29 protein-coding genes are annotated in these 25,772 nt (G+C 39.9%); 21 read left to right on the plus strand and 8 right to left on the minus strand.

Features of this window, described 5'->3' with window-relative positions:
- Positions 1-112: 112 nt before the first annotated feature.
- Positions 113-1,132, plus strand: coding sequence for a stage II sporulation protein D (gene spoIID, locus GJU41_RS09610; protein ID WP_154318443.1), 1,020 nt, complete (start codon positions 113-115; stop codon positions 1,130-1,132).
- 297 nt (positions 1,133-1,429) lie between these two features.
- Here spoIID and GJU41_RS09615 read toward each other — a convergent pair whose 3' ends face one another.
- From GJU41_RS09615 to GJU41_RS09625, 4 genes are all read right to left on the minus strand, one after another.
- Complete coding sequence (locus GJU41_RS09615) at positions 1,430-2,161, minus strand: DUF421 domain-containing protein (protein ID WP_154318444.1); 732 nt, start codon at positions 2,159-2,161, stop codon at positions 1,430-1,432.
- A gap of 283 nt (positions 2,162-2,444) precedes the next feature.
- A complete protein-coding gene (locus GJU41_RS24640; RefSeq protein ID WP_170292758.1) occupies positions 2,445-2,594 on the minus strand; it encodes a hypothetical protein in 150 nt (49 codons plus the stop codon).
- A gap of 332 nt (positions 2,595-2,926) precedes the next feature.
- Positions 2,927-3,424 (minus strand): GNAT family N-acetyltransferase, encoded by a 498-nt coding sequence (locus GJU41_RS09620; RefSeq protein WP_154318445.1) that lies wholly within the window; start codon positions 3,422-3,424, stop codon positions 2,927-2,929.
- Between the two features lie 6 nt (positions 3,425-3,430).
- Entirely contained in the window at positions 3,431-3,892 is a 462-nt protein-coding gene (locus tag GJU41_RS09625) for a VanZ family protein (protein ID WP_154318446.1), read from the minus strand.
- A 143-nt stretch (positions 3,893-4,035) separates the two neighbouring features.
- Here GJU41_RS09625 and spoIIQ point away from each other — a divergent pair, with 143 nt between their 5' ends.
- The gene (gene spoIIQ / locus GJU41_RS09630; RefSeq protein ID WP_154318447.1) at positions 4,036-4,971 is read left to right on the plus strand and encodes a stage II sporulation protein SpoIIQ; all 936 of its coding nucleotides are present in this window, start codon (positions 4,036-4,038) and stop codon (positions 4,969-4,971) included.
- A 122-nt stretch (positions 4,972-5,093) separates the two neighbouring features.
- Here the strand turns inward: spoIIQ and GJU41_RS24805 are convergent, their stop codons facing one another.
- Complete coding sequence (locus GJU41_RS24805; RefSeq protein ID WP_154318448.1) at positions 5,094-5,465, minus strand: coiled-coil domain-containing protein; 372 nt, start codon at positions 5,463-5,465, stop codon at positions 5,094-5,096.
- Between the two features lie 305 nt (positions 5,466-5,770).
- Between GJU41_RS24805 and spoIIID the strand changes: the two genes are divergently transcribed.
- The 7 genes from spoIIID (at position 5,771) to GJU41_RS09670 (ending at position 10,972) form a co-directional block, all read left to right on the plus strand.
- Positions 5,771-6,046 carry a sporulation transcriptional regulator SpoIIID gene (gene spoIIID, locus GJU41_RS09640; RefSeq protein WP_070875369.1) on the plus strand — a complete coding sequence of 92 codons (276 nt, stop codon included), beginning with the start codon at positions 5,771-5,773 and terminating at the stop codon, positions 6,044-6,046.
- 707 nt (positions 6,047-6,753) lie between these two features.
- Positions 6,754-7,755 (plus strand): rod shape-determining protein, encoded by a 1,002-nt coding sequence (gene mreB / locus GJU41_RS09645; RefSeq protein ID WP_154318449.1) that lies wholly within the window; start codon positions 6,754-6,756, stop codon positions 7,753-7,755.
- Positions 7,756-7,958: 203 nt separating this feature from the next.
- Positions 7,959-8,771, plus strand: a complete 813-nt coding sequence (locus GJU41_RS09650; RefSeq protein WP_154318450.1) for a flagellar hook-basal body protein — start codon at positions 7,959-7,961, stop codon at positions 8,769-8,771.
- Between the two features lie 13 nt (positions 8,772-8,784).
- Positions 8,785-9,576: a flagellar hook-basal body protein gene (locus GJU41_RS09655; protein ID WP_154318451.1), complete on the plus strand. Its 792-nt coding sequence runs from the start codon at positions 8,785-8,787 to the stop codon at positions 9,574-9,576.
- Positions 9,577-9,594: 18 nt separating this feature from the next.
- Positions 9,595-9,852, plus strand: coding sequence for a DNA-directed RNA polymerase subunit beta (locus GJU41_RS25385; RefSeq protein ID WP_170292759.1), 258 nt, complete (start codon positions 9,595-9,597; stop codon positions 9,850-9,852).
- A gap of 66 nt (positions 9,853-9,918) precedes the next feature.
- Positions 9,919-10,353: a 3-hydroxyacyl-ACP dehydratase FabZ gene (gene fabZ, locus GJU41_RS09665; RefSeq protein WP_070875364.1), complete on the plus strand. Its 435-nt coding sequence runs from the start codon at positions 9,919-9,921 to the stop codon at positions 10,351-10,353.
- 346 nt (positions 10,354-10,699) lie between these two features.
- Positions 10,700-10,972, plus strand: a complete 273-nt coding sequence (locus tag GJU41_RS09670) for a hypothetical protein (protein WP_154318452.1) — start codon at positions 10,700-10,702, stop codon at positions 10,970-10,972.
- 14 nt (positions 10,973-10,986) lie between these two features.
- Here GJU41_RS09670 and GJU41_RS09675 read toward each other — a convergent pair whose 3' ends face one another.
- Entirely contained in the window at positions 10,987-11,442 is a 456-nt protein-coding gene (locus GJU41_RS09675) for a YwpF-like family protein (RefSeq protein WP_154318453.1), read from the minus strand.
- 258 nt (positions 11,443-11,700) lie between these two features.
- On the opposite strand from GJU41_RS09675, the gene GJU41_RS09680 reads away from it, so the two are divergent.
- The 3 genes from GJU41_RS09680 (at position 11,701) to GJU41_RS09690 (ending at position 13,239) form a co-directional block, all read left to right on the plus strand.
- Positions 11,701-12,099, plus strand: a complete 399-nt coding sequence (locus tag GJU41_RS09680) for a hypothetical protein (RefSeq protein ID WP_154318454.1) — start codon at positions 11,701-11,703, stop codon at positions 12,097-12,099.
- A gap of 157 nt (positions 12,100-12,256) precedes the next feature.
- The gene (gene ssb, locus GJU41_RS09685; RefSeq protein ID WP_070875360.1) at positions 12,257-12,604 is read left to right on the plus strand and encodes a single-stranded DNA-binding protein; all 348 of its coding nucleotides are present in this window, start codon (positions 12,257-12,259) and stop codon (positions 12,602-12,604) included.
- A 143-nt stretch (positions 12,605-12,747) separates the two neighbouring features.
- Entirely contained in the window at positions 12,748-13,239 is a 492-nt protein-coding gene (locus tag GJU41_RS09690; RefSeq protein WP_154318455.1) for a hypothetical protein, read from the plus strand.
- Positions 13,240-13,592: 353 nt separating this feature from the next.
- On the opposite strand, the gene GJU41_RS09695 is transcribed toward GJU41_RS09690, so the two are convergent.
- Both GJU41_RS09695 and GJU41_RS09700 read right to left on the minus strand, forming a co-directional pair.
- Entirely contained in the window at positions 13,593-16,349 is a 2,757-nt protein-coding gene (locus tag GJU41_RS09695) for a DEAD/DEAH box helicase (RefSeq protein ID WP_154318456.1), read from the minus strand.
- Positions 16,339-17,949, minus strand: coding sequence for an SWIM zinc finger family protein (locus tag GJU41_RS09700; RefSeq protein ID WP_170292760.1), 1,611 nt, complete (start codon positions 17,947-17,949; stop codon positions 16,339-16,341). Before GJU41_RS09700 ends, GJU41_RS09695 begins: the two co-directional genes overlap by 11 nt.
- A 302-nt stretch (positions 17,950-18,251) precedes the next feature.
- On the opposite strand from GJU41_RS09700, the gene GJU41_RS24655 reads away from it, so the two are divergent.
- The 9 genes from GJU41_RS24655 (at position 18,252) to GJU41_RS09735 (ending at position 25,750) form a co-directional block, all read left to right on the plus strand.
- On the plus strand, positions 18,252-18,395 hold the full coding sequence (locus GJU41_RS24655) for a YwzD family small protein (protein WP_170292761.1): 144 nt from the start codon (positions 18,252-18,254) through the stop codon (positions 18,393-18,395).
- A gap of 156 nt (positions 18,396-18,551) precedes the next feature.
- Positions 18,552-18,683, plus strand: a complete 132-nt coding sequence (locus GJU41_RS25210) for a hypothetical protein (protein ID WP_263596912.1) — start codon at positions 18,552-18,554, stop codon at positions 18,681-18,683.
- 229 nt (positions 18,684-18,912) lie between these two features.
- Entirely contained in the window at positions 18,913-19,662 is a 750-nt protein-coding gene (locus GJU41_RS09705) for a YveK family protein (RefSeq protein ID WP_154318458.1), read from the plus strand.
- A complete protein-coding gene (locus GJU41_RS09710) occupies positions 19,652-20,350 on the plus strand; it encodes a CpsD/CapB family tyrosine-protein kinase (RefSeq protein ID WP_396653209.1) in 699 nt (232 codons plus the stop codon). Before GJU41_RS09705 ends, GJU41_RS09710 begins: the two co-directional genes overlap by 11 nt.
- 130 nt (positions 20,351-20,480) lie before the next feature.
- Complete coding sequence (locus GJU41_RS09715) at positions 20,481-21,245, plus strand: tyrosine-protein phosphatase (RefSeq protein WP_154318459.1); 765 nt, start codon at positions 20,481-20,483, stop codon at positions 21,243-21,245.
- Between the two features lie 400 nt (positions 21,246-21,645).
- Positions 21,646-22,527: a UTP--glucose-1-phosphate uridylyltransferase GalU gene (gene galU, locus GJU41_RS09720; RefSeq protein ID WP_154318460.1), complete on the plus strand. Its 882-nt coding sequence runs from the start codon at positions 21,646-21,648 to the stop codon at positions 22,525-22,527.
- Positions 22,528-22,551: 24 nt separating this feature from the next.
- On the plus strand, positions 22,552-23,220 hold the full coding sequence (locus tag GJU41_RS09725; RefSeq protein WP_154318461.1) for a sugar transferase: 669 nt from the start codon (positions 22,552-22,554) through the stop codon (positions 23,218-23,220).
- A gap of 98 nt (positions 23,221-23,318) precedes the next feature.
- Positions 23,319-24,647, plus strand: coding sequence for a flippase (locus GJU41_RS09730; RefSeq protein ID WP_154318462.1), 1,329 nt, complete (start codon positions 23,319-23,321; stop codon positions 24,645-24,647).
- A gap of 11 nt (positions 24,648-24,658) precedes the next feature.
- A complete protein-coding gene (locus GJU41_RS09735) occupies positions 24,659-25,750 on the plus strand; it encodes a nitroreductase family protein (protein ID WP_212031444.1) in 1,092 nt (363 codons plus the stop codon).
- Positions 25,751-25,772 lie beyond the last annotated feature (22 nt).

Raw genomic sequence — 25,772 nt, forward strand, 5'->3', positions numbered from 1 at the left:
GAAGCAAAAGGGAATTCTTCAGATTAAAGCGTTTTTCAGTCATAAATGGTTGTCCACCTCCATAGTATTGAGTAGAGACGGTAAACGACATATCGGATATGGAGGCTCTTAGATGAAATCTTGGAAACCAATACTTTTAGTTCTTGCCGGATTATTTCTCATCATATTAATGATCCCAACCCTGTTAGTCGCCCCTTTTATGAATCAAACCAAGGGTGAGCTATCAGAAGACCTTCAAGCCAAAAAGGATGAACAAGTCATGCTGGCCAAATCAATCATTGATGTACCCGTGTACCGCAGCGGTTCGGAAAAAATCGAAAACATTCCATTAGAAGAATACGTCATCGGTGTCGTTGCCTCAGAAATGCCTGCAGATTTTGAAGACGAAGCGCTGAAAGCCCAGGCACTGGCAGCCCGGACTTATATCGTAAAACAATTAATGAGTGAACAAACGATAAGTGTCCCAACTGGTGCAGTCGTCAGTGACACGACCGCCCATCAGGTGTTTAAAAGTGATGCAGAGCTGAAAAAGCAGTGGGGCAAGGACTATGATTGGAAAATCAAAAAGGTGTACAATGCAGTTGCCACTACACAAGGTCAAATCTTAACATATGAAAACAAACCAATTGAAGCCTCCTTTTTCTCAACAAGCAACGGTTACACTGAAAACTCAGAGGAATACTGGGCAGCATCCCTGCCTTATTTAAAAAGCGTTGAAAGTCCATGGGACGAAAAATCACCAAAATACTATGACCGAATCGCCATCAAAGTGAGCGATTTCGAGAAGAAACTTGGAGTGACACTTGATTCAGACGGAGAAGTAGGAAAAGTTATTGAACGAACCTCAGGCAAACGAGTAGCCCAGGTCGACATCAACGGCAAAAAACTGAACGGCCGCGAAATCCGTGAAAAGCTGGGCCTCCGCTCAAGCGACTTCACCTGGCAGCTTAAAGGCGATCAAGTTCTCATCACTACAAAAGGCTTTGGCCACGGCGTCGGCATGAGCCAATACGGAGCCAACTTCATGGCCCAGGACGGAAAAAAATACAAAGACATCGTCAGCTACTATTACCAGGGAGCACAAGTGGCGAATGTCGAACCGTTTGTTACGCAGTTTACGGCTCGGAATTAAGTGGGGAGCGCAGGGGATTTTTGCCTGCGCTTTTTTGTGTGTGGGTAAATAAAGTGTGGAGTACAATAAGATGAATCGAAATCAATTTAATTTCACAGAAGAATGGTCTTTATCTAGTTGCTCTTGGCACATTGATTTCTTTTGAAGTGTAGAAGTAAATATTTTGTAGCGTGCGAACCCTCAATATAAAGGTTACTATCCAAAACTTGTGTTTCACTATTCGCTTGAGGCCTGTAACTCCTCGCTTATAGTTATGGTTTTATCATTAGAAATATAAAAATTCAAAACTTTTCTTTTCTAGTGGAGAATAGGTGGAAGGTTTTGGAGATTGTTTGTGTCTTTCATGCTTACATGTAGTTCATTCATATCATTAACAGCTGCATAAAAGACATCCTTTACATCGAAAATATCTTTTCTTTCTAACTCCTCATAAAGCCATGATTCATTTAAATTTCTTGAATAAAGGATTTTTCCATAGATCTCTCCATCAATAACAACTGGTACATCAATTCCCTTATTTAAAACATTCGGTTGTGGCAGAGTATGTTCGACGCGTGCATTTTCCTTTTCAGGATACAATTTAACAGATAAATATCCATTTGCTTCAACTATAGCTAATTCAACATCCTTTACATTGAAAATTTGTTGTTCTCTTAACATCTGTAAAATGTTATCGATCGAATACTGTATTTTTTTCATTTTGTTCACTAAAAATTGTCCTTGATAAATGACTATTGTAGGTTCAAATGTTAACAAACGGCCTATTTTCCGATTTTTGATTTTCCAAGTCGCAGTAAATTTCTGTAGTAAAGCTATTGCAATAATGGCAATCGCTGTATAAATATGATTAATCTTTGGATCTGCAATATCAGCACCAACTACAGCACCCAAAGTTAAAATGACTAAAAAATCAAACACCGGCAATTCACCTATGGAGCGTTTCCCCATATAAACGGTTGCAAATAGTGCTAGTGGCAAAATGGTGACAATTCGGCCTAAAACTTTTAATATTTGTAATGTATATTCCATGAAATCACCTCATATAGGGAACTTTACATTTTAATATGACACAGTTATGTATTAATTATTTACATGCCAATGGAAAGATAAAAAAGCTCTAGACAGTCCTTATCTCTACAGCTGAATTTCTTCACATTTATTTTCTAAATATTTGAAAGGAGGATAGTAATGATAATGAATGAAAGCTCTAAATTATTCAATTATATGGCGCAATTCTATAGAAGGAGGAAGCAGGAGTGAGAAGGTGAAGGTTATTAGGAAAGATAGAAAACGCCCCAAAAAGGCGTTCAATTTAATCATTATTATTGACTTTACCATCGTTCCCCTTATCAATACCAGTAACATTATTAACTACTTGAGCAACCAAGTTTAACCCCTGATCTACAGGATTCATTGAATCTGATTTTTGATCAATATCTTTTGATTTTTCTTGTCTTTTCATTTTTATCGCCTCCAATAGTTAGGATTGATCATAAATCAAAAAATATTACAAATTAATATTGGTACACAGTACTAAAATTTGGATACAGTGCAAAATATGTGTTTCTTATTTTATATAAACTTAAATACAAACTAAAAATGGCAGTGGTATTACCAGTAAAATTAAATGTACTCTGATGACCGGCAAAAACACGCTGAAATTTATGCGAATTTATATGGTTTCCCTACTAAAACATCAAAATAGCATACCAAAAGCTATGCTAATCGGTATGCTATTTATACAGTTAATTAATATGTTTGAACCTCTGAATTACCCCCAGTCTCGTTTTTAAGTCATTCAACTACTCTCTTCCCCACAATCACCAAATCACGCTCAATCCCGTCAAGTTCAGCAACACCAGGCATGTTAGCCCACTTCTCAAAGCCGAAGCGTTTGAAGAGGCGCAGGCTTGCTTCATTATGGCCGAAAACAAAGCCGAGAAGTGTTTTGATCCTAAGCTGCGGGCAAGCATCAATCGCCGCCTGCATGAACGTGGTGCCGATTCCTTTGCCGCGTACGTTTTGATCAATATAAATGCTGACCTCTGCTGTATATTGATAGGCAGCTCTTCCGTAGAAGGATTCAAAGCTCAGCCAGGCGACAATCTGATCGCCGTCCTCCATGACCCAAAGCGGACGCTGATCTGTATGCTGGTGAAACCACCCTTCACGATCTGCAACGGTAACAGGAGTTAAGTCTGCCGTAACGGCTCTGCTTTCAATTGTCGAGTTGTAAATCTCTACGATGGCAGGCAGGTCGCCGATCACGGCTTTTCGAATAGGTAAACTCATATCTGATCACTCCGCATCATTTAACTTTTGAAAAATAGACGTAATAAACGAAGGACGCTTTGCAAAATACGTAATCTTCATAATATAGAAAGACACAAGTACACCAATCGCATCCTTCACTAAATCAATCACTGTAGCAGACCGGTACGGAACAAAGAATTGATGAATTTCATCTGTTGCCCCATATAAAATAGATACCACGGCTGCAAGAATACTTGCTTTTACGGTCCAGCTTTGATGAGCAGCAAGCGCCAGGGCAATCAGCCAATAGAGAATGCCGAATTCAATCAAGTGAAGCGATTCCTTCATTAAGCGGTCAAATGAAAAAGGGGTGTTGATAATCGCATCTGCCGGCATGCTTGATAGAATCCATATGAGAATCATATAAAGAATGGGTGCCAGTGTCAGCATCCATTTAGAGAAAGATTTCTTCATGACCCGTGCTCCTTCAGGTTGCTGATGGAACATAGTATACCATGAGTGAAATAAAAATTTTAGAATCCATACATAATTTAATAAAAGGAAGCAGAAAATAAGTTTTTAACTTTTTTTGATAGAGGTGTATATATTTTCAGAATTTTGTTCAGAATGATTGCTGAGGTGATGATAGAATGAGAGAGGAAGAAACTAAACGTACTTCTCAAAACTCGAAAATGCAACAATTCTTCAGAAAGCGTTGGGTATTCCCAGCAATCTACTTAGTAAGTGCAGCATTGATTTTGACAGCCGTGTTATGGTATCAGGCTTTAGGCAATGGAGATTCAGCAAATGATCCGATTGACCAAGGAACATCTTATCAAGATGAGCCAACGCAAGAAGTGAACTCAGCTGTAGAAAACTTCGCAATGCCGGCAGCTGATTCAGACGCAGTATCCGTTATCCGCAAGTTCTATGAAAAAGATGCATCAGCAGAAGAGCAAGAAGCAGCACTCGTTTCCTATAATAATACGTACGAGCCTAGCAAAGGAATTGACTTGGCAAAAGAAGATGGTCAGGAATTCGAAGTTGCAGCTTCACTAAGCGGAACTGTTACGAAAGCTGAAAAAGATCCACTACTTGGAAATGTTATTGAGATCGAGCACGCAGATGGTGTAACAACTGTTTACCAATCTTTAGCAACTATGCTTGTTGCAGCTGGTGACGATGTTGAGCAAAACGAAATCATCGGACAAGCTGGACAAAGCCTGATCCAAGAAGAAGATGGCGTACATGTTCACTTTGAAATCCGCAAAGACGGCACTGCAGTGAATCCATTAGACTTCATGGACAAACCTCTTACTTCATTAAACGACGTGAATGTTGAAAAAGAAGCGCCTGTTAAAGAAGAAGCGCCGGCTAAAGAAGAAGAGCCAGCTAAAGAAGATGAAAAAGGTGCTGAAGAAGAAAAAGGCACTGAAGAAGAAAAAGAAGACGCTGAAAAAGGCACTGAAGACGAAAAAGGTGCTGAAGAAGACAAAGAAAAAGAAGATGCTGGTAAAGAAGGCAAAGAGAAAGGCAATTCTGAAGAAAACCAATCTCAAGCTTCAGACAGCACAAAAAGCGCTTAATAAGCAACACCATATAGATTGTCTATCCAATAGGGATAGACTATTTTTTTTGCCGAGTATCGACAAATTTCTCGGGAAATATCTGAGGAAAAATCAAGTGGCATATATTCTAGTGGGGATGTTTAACTGATGCGCATTTGAACAAGTTCTAGAACATCTCTATTTTCGGCAGTCACTTTAGACAGCTGTTTAAATCCGCTTTTGAGCTCAGTCGTGACATTACCGATGCTGCTTTGCAGCATTTCGTACTGATACGCCGTTTCTCCTCTATGCTGCTTCTGCCCGCTTTCCAGACTCTCAACTCTTGTTTCCATGCGATCCATTTTAGTTTCAAGCTTAATCATACGATTATCAAGCTTATCCATGCTGAGCTCCAGGGTATCCATGCGATTTTCCAGCTTATCCATCTTTTCGTCAAGCCGATCTAATCTGTGATTAACCTTATCAAACTGGCTGTTCATTTGATCCATAAATTTTAATAAAAGTTCTTCCATATTTGATTCACCTCCTAAAATTTAGTGTACCACAGCTTGTCTTTTAAGTGTGATTCCGCCATTTTATAAAAAAATTCGCACAAATCCCTTGTCCCTCTTGACTTTTTAGCATATATCTTCACCCAAGCTAATAAAATGTTACAAACCTAACAAAGAGAGTGTATGAGGTGAGGGATCGTGAATATTTTTCGTAAACGCAGCAATGGTGCTATTATACATTCAGCTAAGCGGAAAATGGCTGCTGTAACTAAGTATGCGAGTCTCATTTCACACTTCTCACATCCATTTTAGGGAGGTCGAGTGGTGTGCACGATTACATCAAAGAACGTACTATCAAGATTGGAAAGTATATCGTGGAGACGAGGAAAACTGTTCGCGTGATTGCGAAGGAATTTGGCGTTTCTAAAAGTACTGTCCATAAAGATTTGACTGAAAGACTGCCTGAAATCAATCCAGAGCTTGCGAATGAAGTGAAAGAAATCCTTGATTATCATAAATCGATACGCCATTTAAGAGGCGGGGAAGCGACGAAGCTTAAGTATCGGAAGGAGGATATCCTTCAAGAAGAACCAGTAAAATGAAGAAGTTAAATGTCTATCTTGAGAGATAAGAAAGAATTAAATTTTTCGCATTGGTGTCCAGCATCAACGCTCAGGCTCAACGGCTAGATAAGGATCCGCAAGTATGGGCAAAAAGCGCCTTTACTGGCGGATCCTTATCTGTTGTGCCTGGGCTGAACGGGTGCTTGCGCATTTCGTGGTGTCCAGCTCCACCTCCTAGCCCCTCGGCCAAAACGGATCCGTCTGTAAAGGCAAAAAGCGCCTTTTCAGCCGGATCCTTATTGGTCTGTCGGGTCTAAACAGTCGGTTCCGCATTTCGTGGTGTCCAGTTCCGCCTCCTTCCCCCTCGGCCAGAACGAAAGTCTCCAATTAATTTGGAAACCCTATGAATTAATTCCATAACCCCTCTAATTAAATTGAAAACCCCATCAATTCGGTATTGACTCCTCGATCTGACCAGTCGGTTCCGCATTGCTGGGTGTCTAGCTCCACCTCCTAGCCCCTCGGCCAGAACAAATTCCCCCAAAAAGTCAAACCCGGACTTTTCGGAGGAATTCTTATCTGTCTGTCGGGTCTGAACAGTCGGTTCCGCTTTTCTTGTAATTTCGACAAATCCCAACATGAAATTTTACAATTTCATACTTTTTTTAGTAATTTATGATACAATATGAAATTAGGGCACAAAGTAGGAATTGCTGGGATCAGATTGCAAGGAGGATATGGTAAGAATGTTTGCAAGGGATATAGGAATTGACCTTGGTACTGCAAATGTACTAATTCACGTAAAAGGTAAAGGCATCGTTTTAAACGAGCCGTCTGTAGTTGCACTTAATAAGAACACAGGCAAGGTTCTTGCTGTTGGAGAAGAAGCAAGAAAAATGGTAGGACGTACTCCTGGGAATATTGTTGCGATTCGTCCTTTAAAAGACGGAGTCATCGCTGATTTTGAAGTAACAGAAGCAATGCTGAAGCATTTCATCAACAAACTGAATGTAAAGGGTTTATTGACGAAACCGCGGATGCTTATCTGCTGTCCGACGAATATCACCTCTGTTGAGCAAAAAGCCATTAAGGAAGCTGCTGAAAAAAGCGGCGGAAAACATGTTTTTCTTGAAGAAGAACCAAAGGTCGCTGCAATTGGCGCCGGCATGGACATTTTTCAGCCAAGCGGAAATATGGTAGTAGATATTGGCGGTGGAACGACAGATGTCGCAGTTCTTTCTATGGGCGATATTGTCACCGCCTCTTCTATTAAGATGGCTGGGGACAAGTTCGATATGGAAATCCTGAATTACATCAAAAAAGAGTACAAGCTCTTAATTGGTGAACGTACGGCTGAGGATATTAAAGTGCAAGTAGCGACAGTGTTCCCAGGCGCACGCAATGAAGAAATTGCCATTCGCGGAAGAGACATGGTATCAGGCCTGCCTCGTACCATTACCGTTAATTCTGAAGAAGTAGAAGGCGCACTGCGTGAATCAGTAGCCCTTATCGTTCAAACTGCAAAAAGCGTACTCGAGCGCACTCCGCCTGAACTTTCTGCGGACATCATTGACCGCGGCATTATCTTGACAGGCGGCGGAGCCCTCCTGAACGGCCTTGATCAGTTAATGGCAGAAGAATTAAAGGTTCCTGTCTTAATCGCAGAAAACCCAATGGACTGTGTAGCAATCGGCACAGGCATCATGCTTGATAACGTCGATCGCCTTAATAGACGCAAGTTTGGATAATAATATGGAAAAACATCAGTTTTTGGACTGGTGTTTTTTTGTTCTCCTATAAACCTTTCGAGAATCCAGCCGATTTTAAGAGTGTACCTTCGATTTTTAATAAAATTTACAAAATTAAACTGTGCTGTTCCCATTAGTCAGATATAATGAAAATAGAAAATATTGTCGAAAAAAGAGAGAGTGCTCTCTTATGAGGTGAAAGAATGCTACGAGGTTTTTATACAGCGACTGCAGGGATGCTTGCCCAGCAGCGAAGAACAGAAATGCTGTCCAATAACATAGCCAATGCGAATACACCGGGATATAAATCGGATCAGGCTTCACTTAAGGCGTTTCCGGAGATGCTGCTGCAAAGAATTGAAAGCAGTAAGGTTCCTTCTCCTGCTTCGCCTGCTGTCGGTACTCTTAATACCGGCGTATACCTTCAGGAAATGATTCCTCAATTTACTCAAGGCGACCTCCGTGAAACAGGTCTCTCAAGCGATGTAGCCCTAGTAGAAGAGCTGGTTCCATACAACGCGGAGACGAATGCGAAAGGTGCTTTGTTCTTTGCAGTACAAACCCCGGAGAATGAAGTGCGTTACACACGTAATGGGCAGTTTACTAGAAATGAAAACGGCGAGCTTACTCTCGAGGGGAATCCTGTCCTTGGAACGAATGGCCAGCCGATTTCAGTTGCTGCTGATCAGTTTGAAATCACATCTGACGGAACGGTTAGAGTCGATGGTATTGAACAGGCTCAAATTGAAATTGTCTTCGCAGTTGATACAAGAACGCTGATCAAAGAAGGAAATGGCCTTTTCAGAAGTGAAAATGAATTGCAGACTGCAGTAGGCAATCCTGATATTTCGTACCAGTTGAAACAAGGCTATGTGGAAGGTTCAAATGTGGATGTTTCAAAAACCTATACAGAAATGATGACAGCCTACCGCGCTTTTGAAGCGAACCAAAAAGTGCTGCAGGCTTACGATAGAAGTATGGACAAAGCCGTGAATGAAATCGGCAGGGTAAGATAAGAGGGGGATGGGTATGCTTCGTTCGATGATCACGGCTACTAATACATTAGGTCAGCTGCAAAAACAGTTGGATATGATCGGAAATAACATGGCAAACATTGATACACAAGGGTACAAACGTACTCAAACAGGCTTCTCGGAGCTCCTTAATCAGCAAGTCAACAATGCAGGACTAAATGATGATCCTGCTGGACGATCCACGGCTCTTGGCGTTCGGCCTGGAGTTGGAGCGATGCTTAAAGGACAATTTGTGTATACTCAAGGCAGCATCAAGGTAACCGACCGGGAGCTTGACATTGCCCTGACAAAGCCTGGCCAATTCCTGCAAGTAGAAGCAGGCGGTGAGGTGCAGTATACACGTGATGGCGCTCTTTACTTGAACCCTGCCGAAAATGGCCAGCTGCAGCTTGTCACGGCTGAAGGCCACGCTGTTCTTGATGAAAATCAAAACCCGATTTTCTTTGATGATACATTTAAAAATTTGAAGGTAACCGCAGATGGCAGATTAACCGCAGTTCCGGGTAATCAATCCGTTCAATTAGGAATTGTTGGAGTAAATCAGCAATCTATGCTTGAAAAACAGGGCGGAAATCGGTACGCTTTAAGTGAGAACGCGCCAAACGGAACAATTGAATTTTTGAACGGTGATCAAATTGGCGTTCAGCAAGGCGCACTTGAAATGTCAAATGTGGATCTTTCAAAAGAAATGACGGAGCTGATGGTAGCTCAGCGGTCTTATCAACTAAACTCAAAATCTATCACCATGGGCGATCAAATGCTCGGGCTAATCAATAGTGTGAGATAAACGAAGGGGTTTTTTACAGTGAGTACAAACGAACAGTCTCGTGAAGAAGTGGAAAAAACAGAAAAAATAGATGAAACCAGCAGGCAAAAAATTAGAATAAGGCTTATTCCGATCTGGCTGCGTATTGTTCTATTGCTTTTTTTCATGGCCATTGCGGCAATCTGCGGTGCGATGATTGGCTACGGTGTACTCGGTGATGGAAAGCCGGCAGATGTCTTCGATAAACAAACATGGCAGCACGTCTTTGACCTGGTGGAAAAAGAATCCGAAAAATAAGGAGGGCTAAGCCCTCCTTTTTGTGTATAATAGAACGAATAGGTTGTACTAGGAGGAGGTACTAAAATGTTAGACATCAATCAAATCAAAGAAATCATCCCGCACCGCTATCCGTTCTTGCTCATCGATAAAATCCTTGAAGTAGACGAAGGCAAGCGTGCGATCGGACTAAAAAACGTAACGGCAAACGAAGAATTCTTCAACGGCCATTTCCCAGAATACCCAGTCATGCCCGGCGTCCTAATCGTTGAAGCCCTCGCTCAAGTCGGCGCTGTTGCCATGCTGATCAAAGAAGAAAACCGCGGCCGCCTGGCATTCTTCGCAGGCATCGACAACTGCCGCTTCAAAAAGCAAGTAACACCAGGCGACCAGCTTCGCCTCGAAGTCGAAATCATCCGTCTGCGCGGCTCACTTGGCAAGGGCAAAGGCGTTGCTACAGTTAACGGCGAAGTCGTATGTGAAACAGAATTAATGTTTGCTTTGGGTGAGAAGAAAGAATAAGTTTTGGAGGCGATCCTTTTGTGGGGTCGTTTTTTTGTTGCTGGTTTCTGGGAAGTATATTGTAAAAAGAAAGTATTTCGTCTAAACCGGAAAGGATTTATCGGTTCTCGTTAGAAAAAGAGGCATTCGGGCAAGCCATCCCGGGAAAATGAAAAGGCTAAATAGCCAAGTGCAAGTAGAAAAAGCCACTATTTCGCACTGACAATGAAATGAGCAGCTACCTGCTTTGTACTCTTAAATATAACCTTTTCCTCCAAAAAACTTTACTAAGTATAATCCCCCAATTTCTGGACACCCTAACCACGACCAAGCAGAACCAAGGTCCAATCCAGAAAGGGGCATAATCATGAACACTAAATGGTTCCTTAAAATTTCAGGTGCATTACTGGCAGCTATGCTGATTGCCGGCTGTGCGGATGATCAGGATCCAGCGCCGCCGGAAGATAACAATATGGAAGAAGAAGTGCCGAACGATGAGACACCTCCTGCTGAGGACGAAACAGAGAAGGATATGGAGCAGGATATGGAAGAAGACATGCAGGATGATGAGAACAACATGGAAGACGAGAACGAAATGGAACATGACATGGAAAAAGACATGGAAGACGAAAACAAGTAAAGAAAAAAGTCCGCTCACGTTTGAGCGGACTTTTTCACGTTTAATTCTCTTTGTTCATTTAGTTTTTGTGTGAACGCCTGCTTTAGCTCATCACCCTCCAGACCTTTTGTCAGAAGGTCCGCAAGCAATTTTTCAGGCTCGTGCTTTGCTTTTCGCGCAAGCATCCGTCCTTCAAATAAGACAGATATATGTTCTTCCAGGACCATGATGGATTTAATCTTCGCCTTGATCTCGGCGGGTTTGTTGGTTTTCTTGGAAATGGTCACAAAAAGAGGCAGTTCTTGTTTCTGCTGAGAGAGCGATTCAAAGTATGAGCGGTGTTCCTCTGGTAAAAGAGCCTCAATCATCCAGTGGTTTTCCCCGTCTTCTTTGTTGATGATCAGTCCGTCCGATAAGGGGATCTCTTCTAATCGAGCACCATTTTCACCCTGCACTTCAATAGTCAGCCCTACGAGTCTAAACGTTTTCATAAATACCCTCCTTGGTCCAGTTTATCGTCCCTGTGTAGTTATTGTTACATTATACCATACAGGAAGAGCGGGGGACCAATCGAGGGATGAGCAGAATGAATCAATTAAATAATTGAAAATAAGAGGGAAAAAGAGGAAAGAGTAGCATTAATACAAAATATTACAATAAATAAGTAAAAATGCCTATATTTGCAGTTTTTCACAAAGCCGTAAATTTGCTATGGTAAAATAGCAAACTTTAAGGAATGAGGCTGATCAATGGAGACGATTAAGTTAAAAACAATTTCGGTAAAAGATCTGCAGACAACTGGTGAGATGGTAAGAGAAAGTTTAGAAGACAAGCCATTATTATTAAAAATAGGGGAGATCGTTGCGGGAAAAACGAAATATTACCACTTCCAAGTGCACAGGGAAGCATCAGTAGAAATATTATATGAAACAAAAGACAAACTGCAAATCGTACGAATTCTTTTTGATTTACTGAAAAATGAAATGTCCATTCAATCATTCCTATGGACGGACGAAACCAAGCGTTATGAAGAAGCACCCATTCAAAATGAACTCATCGCATCACAAGCATTTCAAGCTATTCTCCAAAGCATCACTTTCTCTGGCCATGAACAGCAATCCTATTTATTTCAACTACAAAGAAAATAGGAGCATACAGAGTGAAATCTGCTGAATTCTTTTAGAAAAAACAAAAATCCTGTTAGAAAAAACACTTTTTACAGCATGAAAACATCATTTTCAAGATTTTACCTAATTCCAAATACCTACTACAATAGCCTTGTAAGCTAAAGAGAGGAGGAATTAGGTGATAAACTCAGTCACGCTGGTCGGACGGTTAACAAAGGATCCTGAAATGCGCTACACAGCCGAAGGAGCGCCTGTTGCCAACATCACACTGGCAGTGAGCCGCTCATTTAAAAATGCAGCGGGTGACATGGACACAGACTTCGTCAACTGCACCTTGTGGAGAAAAACAGCAGAAAACACAGCCAACTATTGCCGAAAGGGCTCTATCGTAGGCGTATCAGGACGCATCCAGACCCGCAACTATGAAAACGCAGAAGGCAGGCGCGTCTACATCACAGAAGTCGTCGCAGACTCCGTTCGCTTCATGGGCGGCAAAACCCGTGAACTCGCAGTAACGGAAAAATAACAAAACCCTCAGCAACCCCTCACAGAAACAGAATCAAGGAACTCCCCACTTCCTCACTTAACTAGCCGGAAATCTCCGGCTAGTTCTTTCTTGAGACGGGACAATTAGGATATAATAAAACAAAGAAAGCGAGGTATCAACTGATGAATGAAGAGCTGTTAACCCGAATTCTCACTGGTATCCACGGAATCAGAGGAGATGTGTCTGAGATAAAAACAGACATAGCCGTACTAAAGAAAGACGTCTCCACCCTCAAAACAGACATGACAGAAGTAAAAGCGGATGTCTCGAATTTGAAAGCGGACGTCTCAAGCCTAAAAATAGACGTCTTAACCCTGAAAACTGACATGACAGAAGTAAAAGCGGATGTTTCGAATCTGAAAGCGGATGTCTCAAATCTAAAAACAGACGTTTCAAGTCTAAAAACAGATATGTCGGATATGCGATCTGAATTACTTAAAGAACTGGCCATTTTAGAAGGCAAGCTCGATGATAACGAAGCAAAAAGCGGGACTAGAGACGCGGCGCTTCTCAAAGAAATGTCGCACCAGCGCATGGAACTCAAATACTTGAAGCAAAAATCAGCAGAGCACGAAATCGAGATTTTCAAATTACATGAGATGAATCAGCCTTAAACAGAAGGTTGATTTTTTTACGTCCAATTAGGAGGTATATGGAAAAATGAAAGTATCTCCTTTAAACTGGCAAGTATATACTTGGTTTCCGCTAGTAAAAGAGCCATTCCAGAAAGTAAAACCCCCATTTTGGAAAGTAAACCATCTTTCTGCCGGAATTTCCCTACCAACAGTAATACCCAACCCCCAGATACCCAACTGCACATAAAAAAACCAGCCCAAACCAGACTGGCCCCACAAAATCCCTATTTCCCAACCTTCTTGCCAATCAGCTCATACAGCTTCTTCCACTCTGCACTCATTGTTTCCTTTTTCACATCGTCATCTTTTTTCTTGCTCATGTCGCGCGCCTCCTAGCTCATGGAGAGGGTAAAGAGCTCTTCCAGTTCATCTGTGGACAGCTCCGTGATCCAGCTCTCGCTTTGGATAATTTCATCGTTCAGGGATTGCTTTTTATCCAGCATGCCATCAATCTTCTCTTCGATTGTTCCCGTTGTAATCAGCTTATGCACATGGACAAATCGGTTTTGACCGATGCGATAGGCGCGGTCTGTTGCCTGGTTCTCAACAGCCGGGTTCCACCAGCGGTCATAGTGAACGACATGGTTCGCAGCGGTTAAGTTCAATCCGGTTCCTCCGGCTTTCAAAGACAAGATCAAAATCGAATACTCTTTATTCTGGAACTGCTCCACCATCTTATCACGTGCCGCTTTTGCCACACTGCCGTTTAAGAACAAGACTTTCTCTCCAAACTCACGCTCTAGCAAGGATTGAATCATCTCACCCATGCCGATATACTGCGTGAAGATCAGACAGCTTTCATCCTGTTCACGTATCGCCGTTACAAGCTCAAGCAGCTTCTCAATTTTATGAGAGCGTGTCGTCACGGACGCTGCACGTTCCTCTTTTAAATACAGCGCAGGGTGATTACAGATCTGCTTCAGCTTTCCGAGCATCTTCAGAATCAGCGCCTTCCGCTGCATACCCGCAAGCTGTGAAACCTGATCAAAGGTATCCTTAACCAGCTGTTCATAAAGTGACGCCTGCTCAACCGTTAGCGGGATATACTCTTTCTGCTCCTGCTTCTCTGGCAGATTCAGCGCAACCTGCTCATCACGCTTCGTCCGGCGCAGCAGGAACGGCTTAATCAGCTGCTGCAGGTTTCCGATAATTGCGGGATCCCGATCCTTCTCAATCGGAAGTACAAATTTCTTATGGAAACTATGCAGACTGCCAAGAAATCCTGTATTGATAAAATCAAATATCGACCATAATTCCGTTAAACGATTCTCCATCGGCGTTCCTGTCAGGGCGATATGATGCTGGCCCTTTAACTTCCGTATCGCTCTGGACTGCTTCGTGTGCGCATTTTTAATGTTCTGAGCTTCATCCAAACAAATCGCGCTCCACGTAACGGAAGCAATCTCTTCATGATCCGCGTGAGACAGGCCGTATGAGGTCAAAACAATATCCGTATCGGCTAGCGATACATGAAAATCCTCACCCTTTGCCCGATTTGGACCGTAATGAAGATGAACCTTCAAATCAGGAGCAAACTTCTCAATCTCCTTCTGCCAGTTACCTAGAACCGAAGTTGGCGCAATAATAAGAAACGGTGCTTCACGTTTTTCATGCTCCACTACATAAGCAAAATAAGCTATCATCTGTATCGTCTTCCCGAGCCCCATATCGTCCGCTAAGCAAGCGCCAAAATGGAATTTCCGCAGAAACAGCAGCCAGTCAACCCCTTGCTGCTGATAAGGACGCAGATCGCCATGAAAAGAAGCTGGCACATCGTGCTTTGGAATATCCGTTATCTCCGTCAGCTGCCGAAGCATCGACTTCATCTGACGGCTAAGCTCAATATGAATATTCGCAAACGCACGCGAATCAAGCACCTCATCATCACGATCACGTGCATCAGCCAGCTCCTGCTGCAGAATATCGGAAAAGTGCAGTCCTTCTTTTTCGGCTTTTTTCAAAATCGACTGCACATGTTTAATAAATGCAGGATCCAGCTTAATCCACTGACCTTTAAAATTCACAAGGCGGCGGTTATCATTCACCATGCCCATGAACTCTTCCTCACTCATCTCAACGCCATTCGTCGCAAAACGCCAGTTGAAATCAATCAGCGAGTTCATGCCGACAAAGGATTGTCCACGCGGGGCTGACGACATCTTCGCCTTCAGCATCACTTTTGAATCACGGACAACCTGCCACCATGAAGGCAAGAGGATCTCCACGCCAGTGTTGACAAACGTTTCACTCGCGCTTGTTAAAAAGAGCCACGCCTCATCCTCGGTAATATGCGTGTTTCCATTTTGAAAAGACAACCAAGGTACAATTTCCTCAAAGCGCTGCTGCTCGCGTTCAATCCGGTCCATATACCCCCGCCAAGGAGTAGGCAAATCCTTAAGCCCTTGAAAAAGGTGAAACGAATCAGGGTTCTTGCGGTCTCGCAAAAACAGCTCAAGCTTCCAATCGTCGCCATCATAATCCGGTTCATTTAACCGGAGTCCAATCGTAAACGGAGCATCGTCGATTAAGAAACCGATCTTCTCAAGCCAGTCGCGCTCATCGAGAAAATGACCTTCAAACTTCTCAGTAGCGGCATAAGTTTCCACAATGTCGCTCCAAGCAAGTTTCAGATCCGAATTCCTCTCAATCAAATCGCTCACAGCCGCAGACAGCCAATCCGCCGTAAACCCTTCAAGCTCACCGGCAGTATCTCGCCATCCAAACGCACCATTCTTCCACCGTTCAAAATCAGGCATAAACTCGCCGTTCACGATACAATCATATATCGCCTCAGCTGCATCAATCAGCGGGACAGCATCGCCGCTGTACTCAATATCAGCCAGTGAATTCGTGGTATCTTTTCCGATCAGCTCAACCATCATCCAAGGAGACAGCAGAACAGAAGGGACCCCAATGTAGCTCACATCTTCAAGCAGAGATCCAAAGAAAGAGGATTTATGCCATGTGAACAAGTAGCGCCGCATATGATTCGTGCCGAGCGTTTTCTCATCCTTCGTCGTGCACCATACGTAAAAGTGAAAATTCTCGATTTGTTCCGTATGGACGGAGATCTTCAAATCATTCAGCATGAATCAACTTTCCTCTCTTCAGCTCCTCTTGAAAAGCACGCAGGCGCCGGTGCTCATGTGATAGCTTTTCAAGATAGATGTCAAATTGTGTCTCATTCTTTACCTTCTTATATAGAGAGCGAGCCTTCTTCAAATATCGCACCGCAAGCTTATAGTTGCTTCTCGTCCGCAAAGCGATTTCCTGGCGTATCGCATGGTGATAGATCGTCAGCAGCGACTCAGGACTTTCCTTCTCTATCATCTTTAACAAGTCGCGGTCAATCTCATACAGTTCAAACCCAAGCAGCAGATGAAGTTCCGCCCACGTCCTGAATTGCTTCTTGTTCACGAGAAAATGATGATACTCCGCATAGCTGAAAGGAAGCAGATTGCGGCAGGCATTTTCATACAGCCGCTCATCCTTGGTCTGATTAGAATACTCAGAAAGCATATCCAGGAAAAAACGAACTGAACGGCGTTTCTCTTCATATGGAATATCACTGTTTAAAAAAGCATCCGATTTCCCAAGCAAATACGTAAACCACTTCGAAGCACGCTTCCAATTTTTCCGTGAAACAAGATCGCCGACCCAATCGTACAAAATCGGAAAGGCTCCCTCATTAAACACTTTCATCTTCTCAAATAAAGCATCATCATCACCCTGGAGAAAATCCATATGAATCAAAGCAAGGCGATATTCAGGAACATCCCGTTCACTCAATTGTTCATTCAGCCAGTCAACCTCATTCTCGATCCACTTCTTCCGATTAAGCAGACCGATCCAAAGCGCACGATATAAACTGATCCGTTCAAACTGCAAATAACTGCTGACATCAAGCAACTGATGAAAAACCTCGATGCTCTCCTCAAAAAGAGAATCAAGAGAGAAAGGCAACGCGAACTTCCGCATCTCCCGCAGTTCGTATGTAATCGACTCAATACACTCTTCAAAATAAGAATGATAAACATGGTGTAACAAATGATCATTCGGTTTCGTCTCATTAAGTAGACGAAGCATGTAGAACAATGTCGCCAAGTTTGCATGTATGATATAAAACCGTCTGAGGTCCGCATCTTTCGGGGCCTTCTTCTTCAGCACGGGATAGTAATGGTTGTACAGGCTCTGAATTTGCTGAATGTTGCGCGGGCGATTCTGAGCCCAGCGTTTGTATTCAAAGTCAAAAAACGACAGCCAGCTTGAAAGCGAATCATCCTTCCAGCTCACAGGAGGAATCTTCTGACTGGCAGGCTTCAGCTGGGCAAGAATCGCCTGCTGCGTCTTGGCATTCCAAGCGTCCAAATATGTACCGACTCGTTCGACGCTTGCATATAAATAGAGAAAGGATGCCACTACATGACGGCAGGGAAATGCTGCAGGACAGGAACATGAGCTCATCGTAAAAAAATCAAGCTCAAGCACAACCCGAACAGGCGTCACATCCTGCACATTGGCACTCACTGTGTGTCCATCTATCTTAATGTTGTACACGCTGCCCTGCCGATACAGCATCAGCCCTTTTTTCACAAGATTGCGATCGTCTTCTAACTCAGGCGAAAGCTGATCCTGCAGCTCTTCACCCGCATGCAGAATCAACTCTTTATCCAGTTCATGCTGAAGCATGGCACACCGCTCCTTTTTTAAGTGATTATAAAGTATATAATTTTGCGCTTCTATGTCCAGCTCCATCAAGGGGCTAAAAGGGCGCTTGGCTTTTCATAGTCAATTCTTTAATTATAACTGATAATGAACAAAGGATAAAACGGAAAGGGAAATTTCGGCGGAGAGGTTTAGAGTTGAGAAAATTCGGGGACATAAAAGATAGTTCGACACGAACGATATAAATAGTTGCCAGTCGACAGAAAACGCAGTATAATCTGCTTGTTGTATAAAATTGTAAATTACAAGAAAGGAAAATTTGTAGAATGAATGAAAATAGCCTTAAACAAGAAGAACTTCTGCAAATTTTAATGCACGCCTACCAAAAAGGCGAGCATTCAAATGAAATTACCACCAAAGAATTGCTTGAAGAACTGATTCTTCAGTTTAGAAAAGTATATGCATCTTAATAGATGAACACCGAAAAAAGTCCGCAACAAAAAATATGCGGACTTTTTTCGTCACCATATGACTAAAGTTCTATTAAACTATTTATAAATCCCTCCGATATATTAAACATAAACATTTAGACAAATATCGACAGCTTTCGAGGGGGATTTATACAAATGAGTCATTGGATTACACCAGAAGAAATGGAAAGAAAAAGAGAGCTGAAAAAGCGCATGCTGACAGTCTCTATTCCACTTTTAACAATTTTATGCACAGCGCTTGTAACCGTTTTAATTAACGGACTATAATACGGTAAGAGATTCGCTTTTTTGCGGGTCTCTTTTTTGTGTTTGAAAAATATTTACACACAATTTACAAATCCTTGTTATAATTGTCATTATTGTTTCGAAAAAGCTAATAAATGACAAAAAATAAGAAATTTATCACTTTCACTGTAAAAATTTGTAGCTATAGACTTGCTCTTTTATTATAATAAGCTTTGTGTTTTTTAATTACATAAATTAACTGGAGGTCAACATGGAAGAAACAATCAGTTTGAAAGAACTGTTTCAAACCTTAAAGAAACGTCTTTCTCTCATTATTATTATCACGGCAATCGCCGCAGCCACTAGCGGAATTATTAGTTACTTTATTCTAACTCCCATCTATCAATCTTCTACCCAAATTCTCGTGAATCAAGCCAAAAGTGATCAGCAGGCATTCAACCCTGGAGAAGTGCAAACGAATCTCCAATTGATTAATACTTATAATGTAATTATTAAAAGCCCTGCCATTTTAGATAAAGTTATTCAACGATTAGATTTAAATATGACAAGCGGGCAGCTAAACGAAAATGTTGCCGTAGCGAGTGAGCAAAATTCACAAGTTGTCACCATTTCTGTGCAAGATGAAGATCCTAAGCAAGCAGCAGAAATTGCAAATACAGTTGCAACTGTTTTCCAAAAGGAAATTGCAACAATTATGAACGTAGATAACGTAAGCATTCTATCAAAAGCTGATTTAGGTATCGATCCATCACCAATAAAACCAAAGCCAGTATTAAATATAGCTATCGCATTAGTAGTAGGTCTAATGGCAGGTGTTGGGTTAGCTTTCCTATTAGAATTCTTAGATAACACAATCAAAAACGAGCAGGACATTGAAAAGCACTTAGGCTTGCCAGTATTAGGAGCAATTACTCGTATTGATATGGAACAGGAAATGAAAGATCAAAAGGTTGCTGGAAATCAGAGTACCAGAACAAGAGGTGAATCCATTGGCTCGTAAAGATCGCAAACAAATGTTTCAATTACAAAGCAGAAGTTTAGTTTCAATGACAACACCAAAATCACCAATAGCTGAACAATATCGTACCATCCGTACGAACATACAGTTCTCAACGGTAGATGAAGAAATAAGCTCTATAATTGTTACCTCTGCCGGTCCCGGTGAGGGAAAATCGACAACTGCAGCAAATCTTGCAGTAGTGTTCGCACAACAAGGAAAAAAAGTTCTCTTAATAGATGGAGATCTGCGTAAGCCTACTGGACACTATACATTTAAGGTTGATAATCATGTAGGACTTACAAATATATTAACTAGACAATCTACTTTAAGCCAAGCTGCAAAGTATACAGATCAGGATAATCTATTTATTTTGACTAGCGGCCCAATTCCTCCTAATCCTTCAGAACTTCTAGCATCTAAAGGGATGAGACAGTTGATTGAGGATGCTAAAAGAGAGTATGATTTTGTCTTATTTGATACACCCCCGGTACTAGCGGTAACGGATGCACAAATTCTCTCACATGCGGTTGATGGAGTTGTCCTTGTAGTTAGCAGCGGGAAAACCGAGTTAGAATCAGCAAAAAAAGCAAAGGATGCTTTAGAACAAGCGCAGGCTAAAATTCTTGGAACAGTCCTTAACAACAAAAAACAGCAGGATAGTCAATATTATTATTACGCATCAAAATAAATGATTATTCGACAAGATACACCCCTTTTGAACTAGTTTTTTTTGTGGTATTATCTCAAAGTGGCAATACGTGTATAGGTATTATTTCGACACATAATACCTATACAGATTACAATAGGTGGTGGTTCTTATGATTGATATTCACTCACATATTTTACCTAAAGTAGATGACGGTGCTGACAGTTATGAAGAAGCAATACAAATTGCAAAAGCAGCTGTTAGTGAGGGGATTACAACGGTTATTGCAACACCCCATCATCAAAATGGGAAATATATTAACAATAAACACAGTATTCTCGAAAAAGTTGAAGAACTAAATCTTTTATTAAAAAAAGAAGATGTCCCTCTAACCATTTTGCCAGGGCAGGAAACAAGAATTCATGGAGATTTGCTGATTGAACTGGAAAATGATCTTATTCTGCCTCTAAACCACACAAACTACGTATTTATTGAGCTGCCTTCTGGACATGTACCAAGGTATACAGAACAAATGCTATTTGATATCCAAATGAAGGGTCTCACGCCAATCATCGTCCATCCTGAACGAAATTCAGAAATTATTGAAAACCCTGAACTTCTATACAAGCTTGTCAGTAAAGGAGCTTTAACGCAAATTACAGCTTCAAGTATTACAGGGCATTTCGGAAAGAACATTAAAAAATTCACACTTCAACTTATTGAAGCTCAGCTTACTCACTTCTTAGCCTCGGACGTTCACAGCTTAAAAAATCGTCCTTTTCGTATGTCTAATGGGTATGGTGTTCTTAATAATGAATTTGGTAGAGATGCTGTATATATTTTTAAAGAAAATGCTGAGTTATTGGTAAAAAATTTAACTATATATAAATTAAATCCGAGCAAAATTAAGAAAAAAAAGTTTTTAGGTTTTTTTTAGTGAATTGATAAATCTATCTCTGCCAATATTCCGACTTGCACTCGTCTCTATTATAGACTGATGTTATTATAAGTCTTTTACCAATAGTATTATGTGAAAATAAGTTTTATATACTAATTTAATAAGGTGAGTTATTACATATTTAATTAATAATCTTTACGGGATTTTACAATTTTTAATGGTTTATAAATGCAGTAATGGGTACTAGCAGAGTTCGGATAGTCAAACATAACTTTATACCCTTAGGCTTCTTGAACGGATTATCTCTCTCCCTTGAAGTATGTTTTAAACATAATCTTTCCAGCAGGCCGCACTAAAAATCTGTTTCCGGGATTAATACTGTAAAGATTAGAATTTCTTTCGAAAAGTAATAGGATAAAATTTACTAGAGGTGATATTAATGAAAAAAGTTAAAAAAGCGATTATACCAGCAGCGGGGTTAGGTACTAGATTTCTTCCCGCAACAAAAGCAATGCCGAAAGAAATGTTACCTATCGTAGACAAGCCAACAATTCAATACATTATTGAAGAAGCAATAGCATCTGGAATTGAAGATATTATTATCGTAACAGGAAAAGGAAAGCGTGCAATCGAAGATCATTTTGATCATGCATTTGAGCTTGAGCAAAATCTAATTGAAAAACAAAAGTTTGAATTACTTGAAAAGGTTCAAGAAGCGTCAAAAGTTGATATTCATTATATCCGTCAGAAGGAACCTAAGGGATTAGGACATGCAGTATGGTGCGCACGTAAATTTATTGGAGATGAGCCTTTTGCAGTACTTCTAGGAGATGATATTGTTCAAGCGGATATACCTGCTACAAAACAATTGATTGATGCTTATTACGAGACAGGTACTTCCGTAATAGGAGTTCAGGCTGTAGAGAATGATCAAACACATAGGTATGGTATTGTTGATCCAATCTCACAGATTGGTAGGAAATATAAAGTTAGTAACTTTGTAGAGAAACCTGCAGTTGGACAGGCTCCCTCTAATTTAGCCATTATGGGACGGTATCTCTTAACAGCGGATATATTTAAATATCTAGATAGACAAGAAACAGGTGCTGGCGGAGAAATCCAATTGACTGATGCAATACAAATGTTAAACACAGAGCAGTCAGTATTCGCTTATGATTTTGAAGGGAAAAGATATGATGTGGGGGAAAAGTTGGGGTTTGTTACAACAACTTTAGAGTTTGCTCTACAACATGAAGAACTTAAGCAGCCATTATTAGCGAAATTAGTAGAAATAGTCGATAAAAATAAAATTAATGCCTAATAAGAAAGAACGGTGAAATTAAAAATGGAGGCAATCAGTCACGCATCCACAGTAAAATCTAATCAAGTGGTAAAAGTGAATAATAATAAGCGCTATCTAATTAGCAAAAGAATAATTGACATAATTGGTTCTATATTAGGTCTTATTTTCTTAAGTCCAATTTTTTTAATAGTAGCCATCTTTATTAAAATTGAAGATCCAAAAGGACCAATATTTTTTATGCAAATGCGTATCGGTAAAGATGGAAAAGAATTTAGTATGCTGAAATTTCGCTCAATGGTAAGTAATGCTGAAGAATTACTGGAATCATTATTAACCCAAAATGAAGTAAGTGGTGCAATGTTTAAAATGAAGAAAGATCCAAGGGTTACAAGAATCGGAAAAATAATAAGAAAGACTAGTATCGATGAGTTACCACAGCTAATTAATGTGCTTAAAGGTGAGATGAGTCTTGTAGGGCCGAGACCACCATTACCACGGGAGGTAACAGAATATACTAATTATCAAAAACAACGTTTGTTAGTGCAACCTGGATGCACAGGAGTGTGGCAGGTTAGTGCAAGAAATAGTGTTGGTTTTGAAGAAATGGTAGAGATGGATATTACCTATATTGCTGAAAGGTCTTTATGGATGGATGTTACTTTAATCGTTAAGACAATATTTGTAGTTGTAAGTTCAAAAAATGCTTATTGAAAATTTTTGTTAAAACATCAATATAATATCTATATACACTAATTTAATTTAAATGAAGAAAATAAAAATATTAGTTTTATTAATGGTAGGTAGCTTAAATGTTAAATAAATTAAAAGAAATAAAAACTAATAAAGGGTTTCATAAATACTTTTTTAATACTAGCTGGTTACTGTTTGAGAAAATTTTCAGAATGATAATTAGTTTTTTCGTTGGTATTTGGGTAGCGAGGTTTTTAGGTCCTGAGCAGTTTGGATTATTAAACTATTCAATAGCAGTAGTAACATTAATTGGTTCTTTCGTACAGCTTGGACTGTCGGGATTGGTTGTAAGAGAATTAGTTAAAAATCCTAAAGATAAAGATGAAATTCTAGGTACTACATTTTATCTAAGATTAATAGCAGGAATAGTAAGCTGTTGCTTATCCATAGTGTTAGCGTACTTCTTAAATACAAACGATGATATTACAGTATCAATGATTTCAATTATTAGTTTAATGCTAATTCTTCAATCTTTTGAAACTATTGATTTATGGTTCCAATCAAAGGTCCAGTCTAAATATATTGTTTTTGCCAAGAACTTTTCATTAGTGGGAGTTTCTCTTGGGAAGGTTGCATTAATTTTATTTAAAGCCCCACTCATATATTTTGCACTCATTTTTTTAATAGAATTTATTTTATTAGCAATAGCTTTCGTGTATGTATTCAAAAAGGATAAGCAAAGTATAAAGAATTTGAAATTCAATCTAAAAAAAGCAAAGTTCCTATTGGGGAAATCATGGCCGTTAATTCTCTCTAGCATGGCTGCTGCTATTTATCTAAAGGTAGATCAATTAATGTTGAAACAAATGGCAGGAGATGAAGCAGTTGGAATATTTTCAGTGGCTGTAAAGTTAACGGAAGTTTGGTTTTTTGTTCCCGTTGCAGTTGTTTCATCTTTTTTTCCTACACTTATTATGCTAAAGAAAGAAAATGAAAAAAAATATAATCTAAGGTTACAACAAATATACGATTTCTTGTTCCTTTTGGCTATCTCCTTAGCTATTCCAGTTAGCTTATTTTCAGATTTGGCAGTAAAAATATTGTATGGAAAAGCATATAGTAACGCTGGAATTATTTTAACTATCCAAATATGGACAGCTATATTTGTTTTTTCTAGAGCACTTTTAAGTAAATGGCTAATAAATGAAGGTTTGTTAATATTCTCTTTGGTTAGTCATGGGTTAGGGGCTTTATTAAACATTGGATTAAATTTGATATTAATTCCAAAATTCGAGGGTGTAGGGGCAAGTATTGCAACTTTAGCCTCATATTCTGTTTCAACGGTTTTATTCTGTTTTTTAAATAAAAAAACCAGAGAAGCAGGGTTAATGATGTTGAGGTCTTACTTAACTCCATTTCGATATGTGTTAAAGAAGTTAAAGATGTAGGAGGTTTTTTCTTGAAAGCTATAATTAAGCAAATAATTCCAGCACAACAATGGAATACGATATCTAGTTGGAAAGAAGCATTAAAAATAAAAACATCGGTCATTATAATTAAGGGAATGTCGAAAACAAGGATGTTAGCATCCATTTATTATCTTTTTTCGAAAGAGTTTGATCGAGAACACCATAGTGTTCTTAATGGAAAATTAACTCACTTGAATGATATTAAGAGGAGAACTTCAAATCATTTTTTATTGAGAAGAAATATACATCGGCTAGAAAAGGGTCTTTTAATGAGACCAATGAGGAAGATTTTTGCAGTTGGATATATTGAGGAAACTGTATTTTGTTATAAGTCGATTATTGATGACTTAAATAAAGGAAAATTAATTAATTTTAATGAATTAAAATGGGCTTATGATGTATTAAATAATTATTTTTCTGTAACTGGATCTGATAATAAGATAGATAGAATGCGCGAATTATTTTTAAGCATTGACCACGTAACTAATGTACCTAACCGTTCGAAAGAGTATATTCCTTATAATCGAGATTTAGATAAAAAATTAAGTGTATCGTATGAAGATTTACTAGAACTTGCTAAATTTAGAAGGTCAGTACGTTGGTTTTCATCAAAAGAAGTTCCTCGAACTATTATTGATAAAGCAATAAATGTTGCTACCCTATCACCAAGTGCGTGTAATCGGCAACCATTTGAATTTAGGATTTTTGATAATCCTGAGAAGCTTAAGGAAGCATCAATATTGCCAATGGGTACCCAAGGTTATAGTGATAATATTCCAGTGATGGTTGCTGTGGTTGGAAAACTAAATGCTTATCCATATGAGAGAGATAGACACCTTATATACATCGACTCTTCGTTAGCTGCAATGTCATTTGTCTATGCCTTAGAGACCCAGGGACTCAGTTCCTGTATAATTAATTGGCCAGATATTGAGGATAGAGAAAAAAAGGTTAGTAAATTTCTAAATCTTGGTGTAGATGAACGAGTAATAATGTTTATAGCCTTAGGATACCCAGATCCAGAAGGAAAAGTAGCATTTTCTCAAAAGAAAGAATTAGATGAACTAAGAACTTATAACTAATAGATTTATGGAGAGAGGGATC

This window comes from Metabacillus idriensis, assembly GCF_009674765.1.
GTDB lineage: Bacteria > Bacillota > Bacilli > Bacillales > Bacillaceae > Bacillus_P > Bacillus_P idriensis.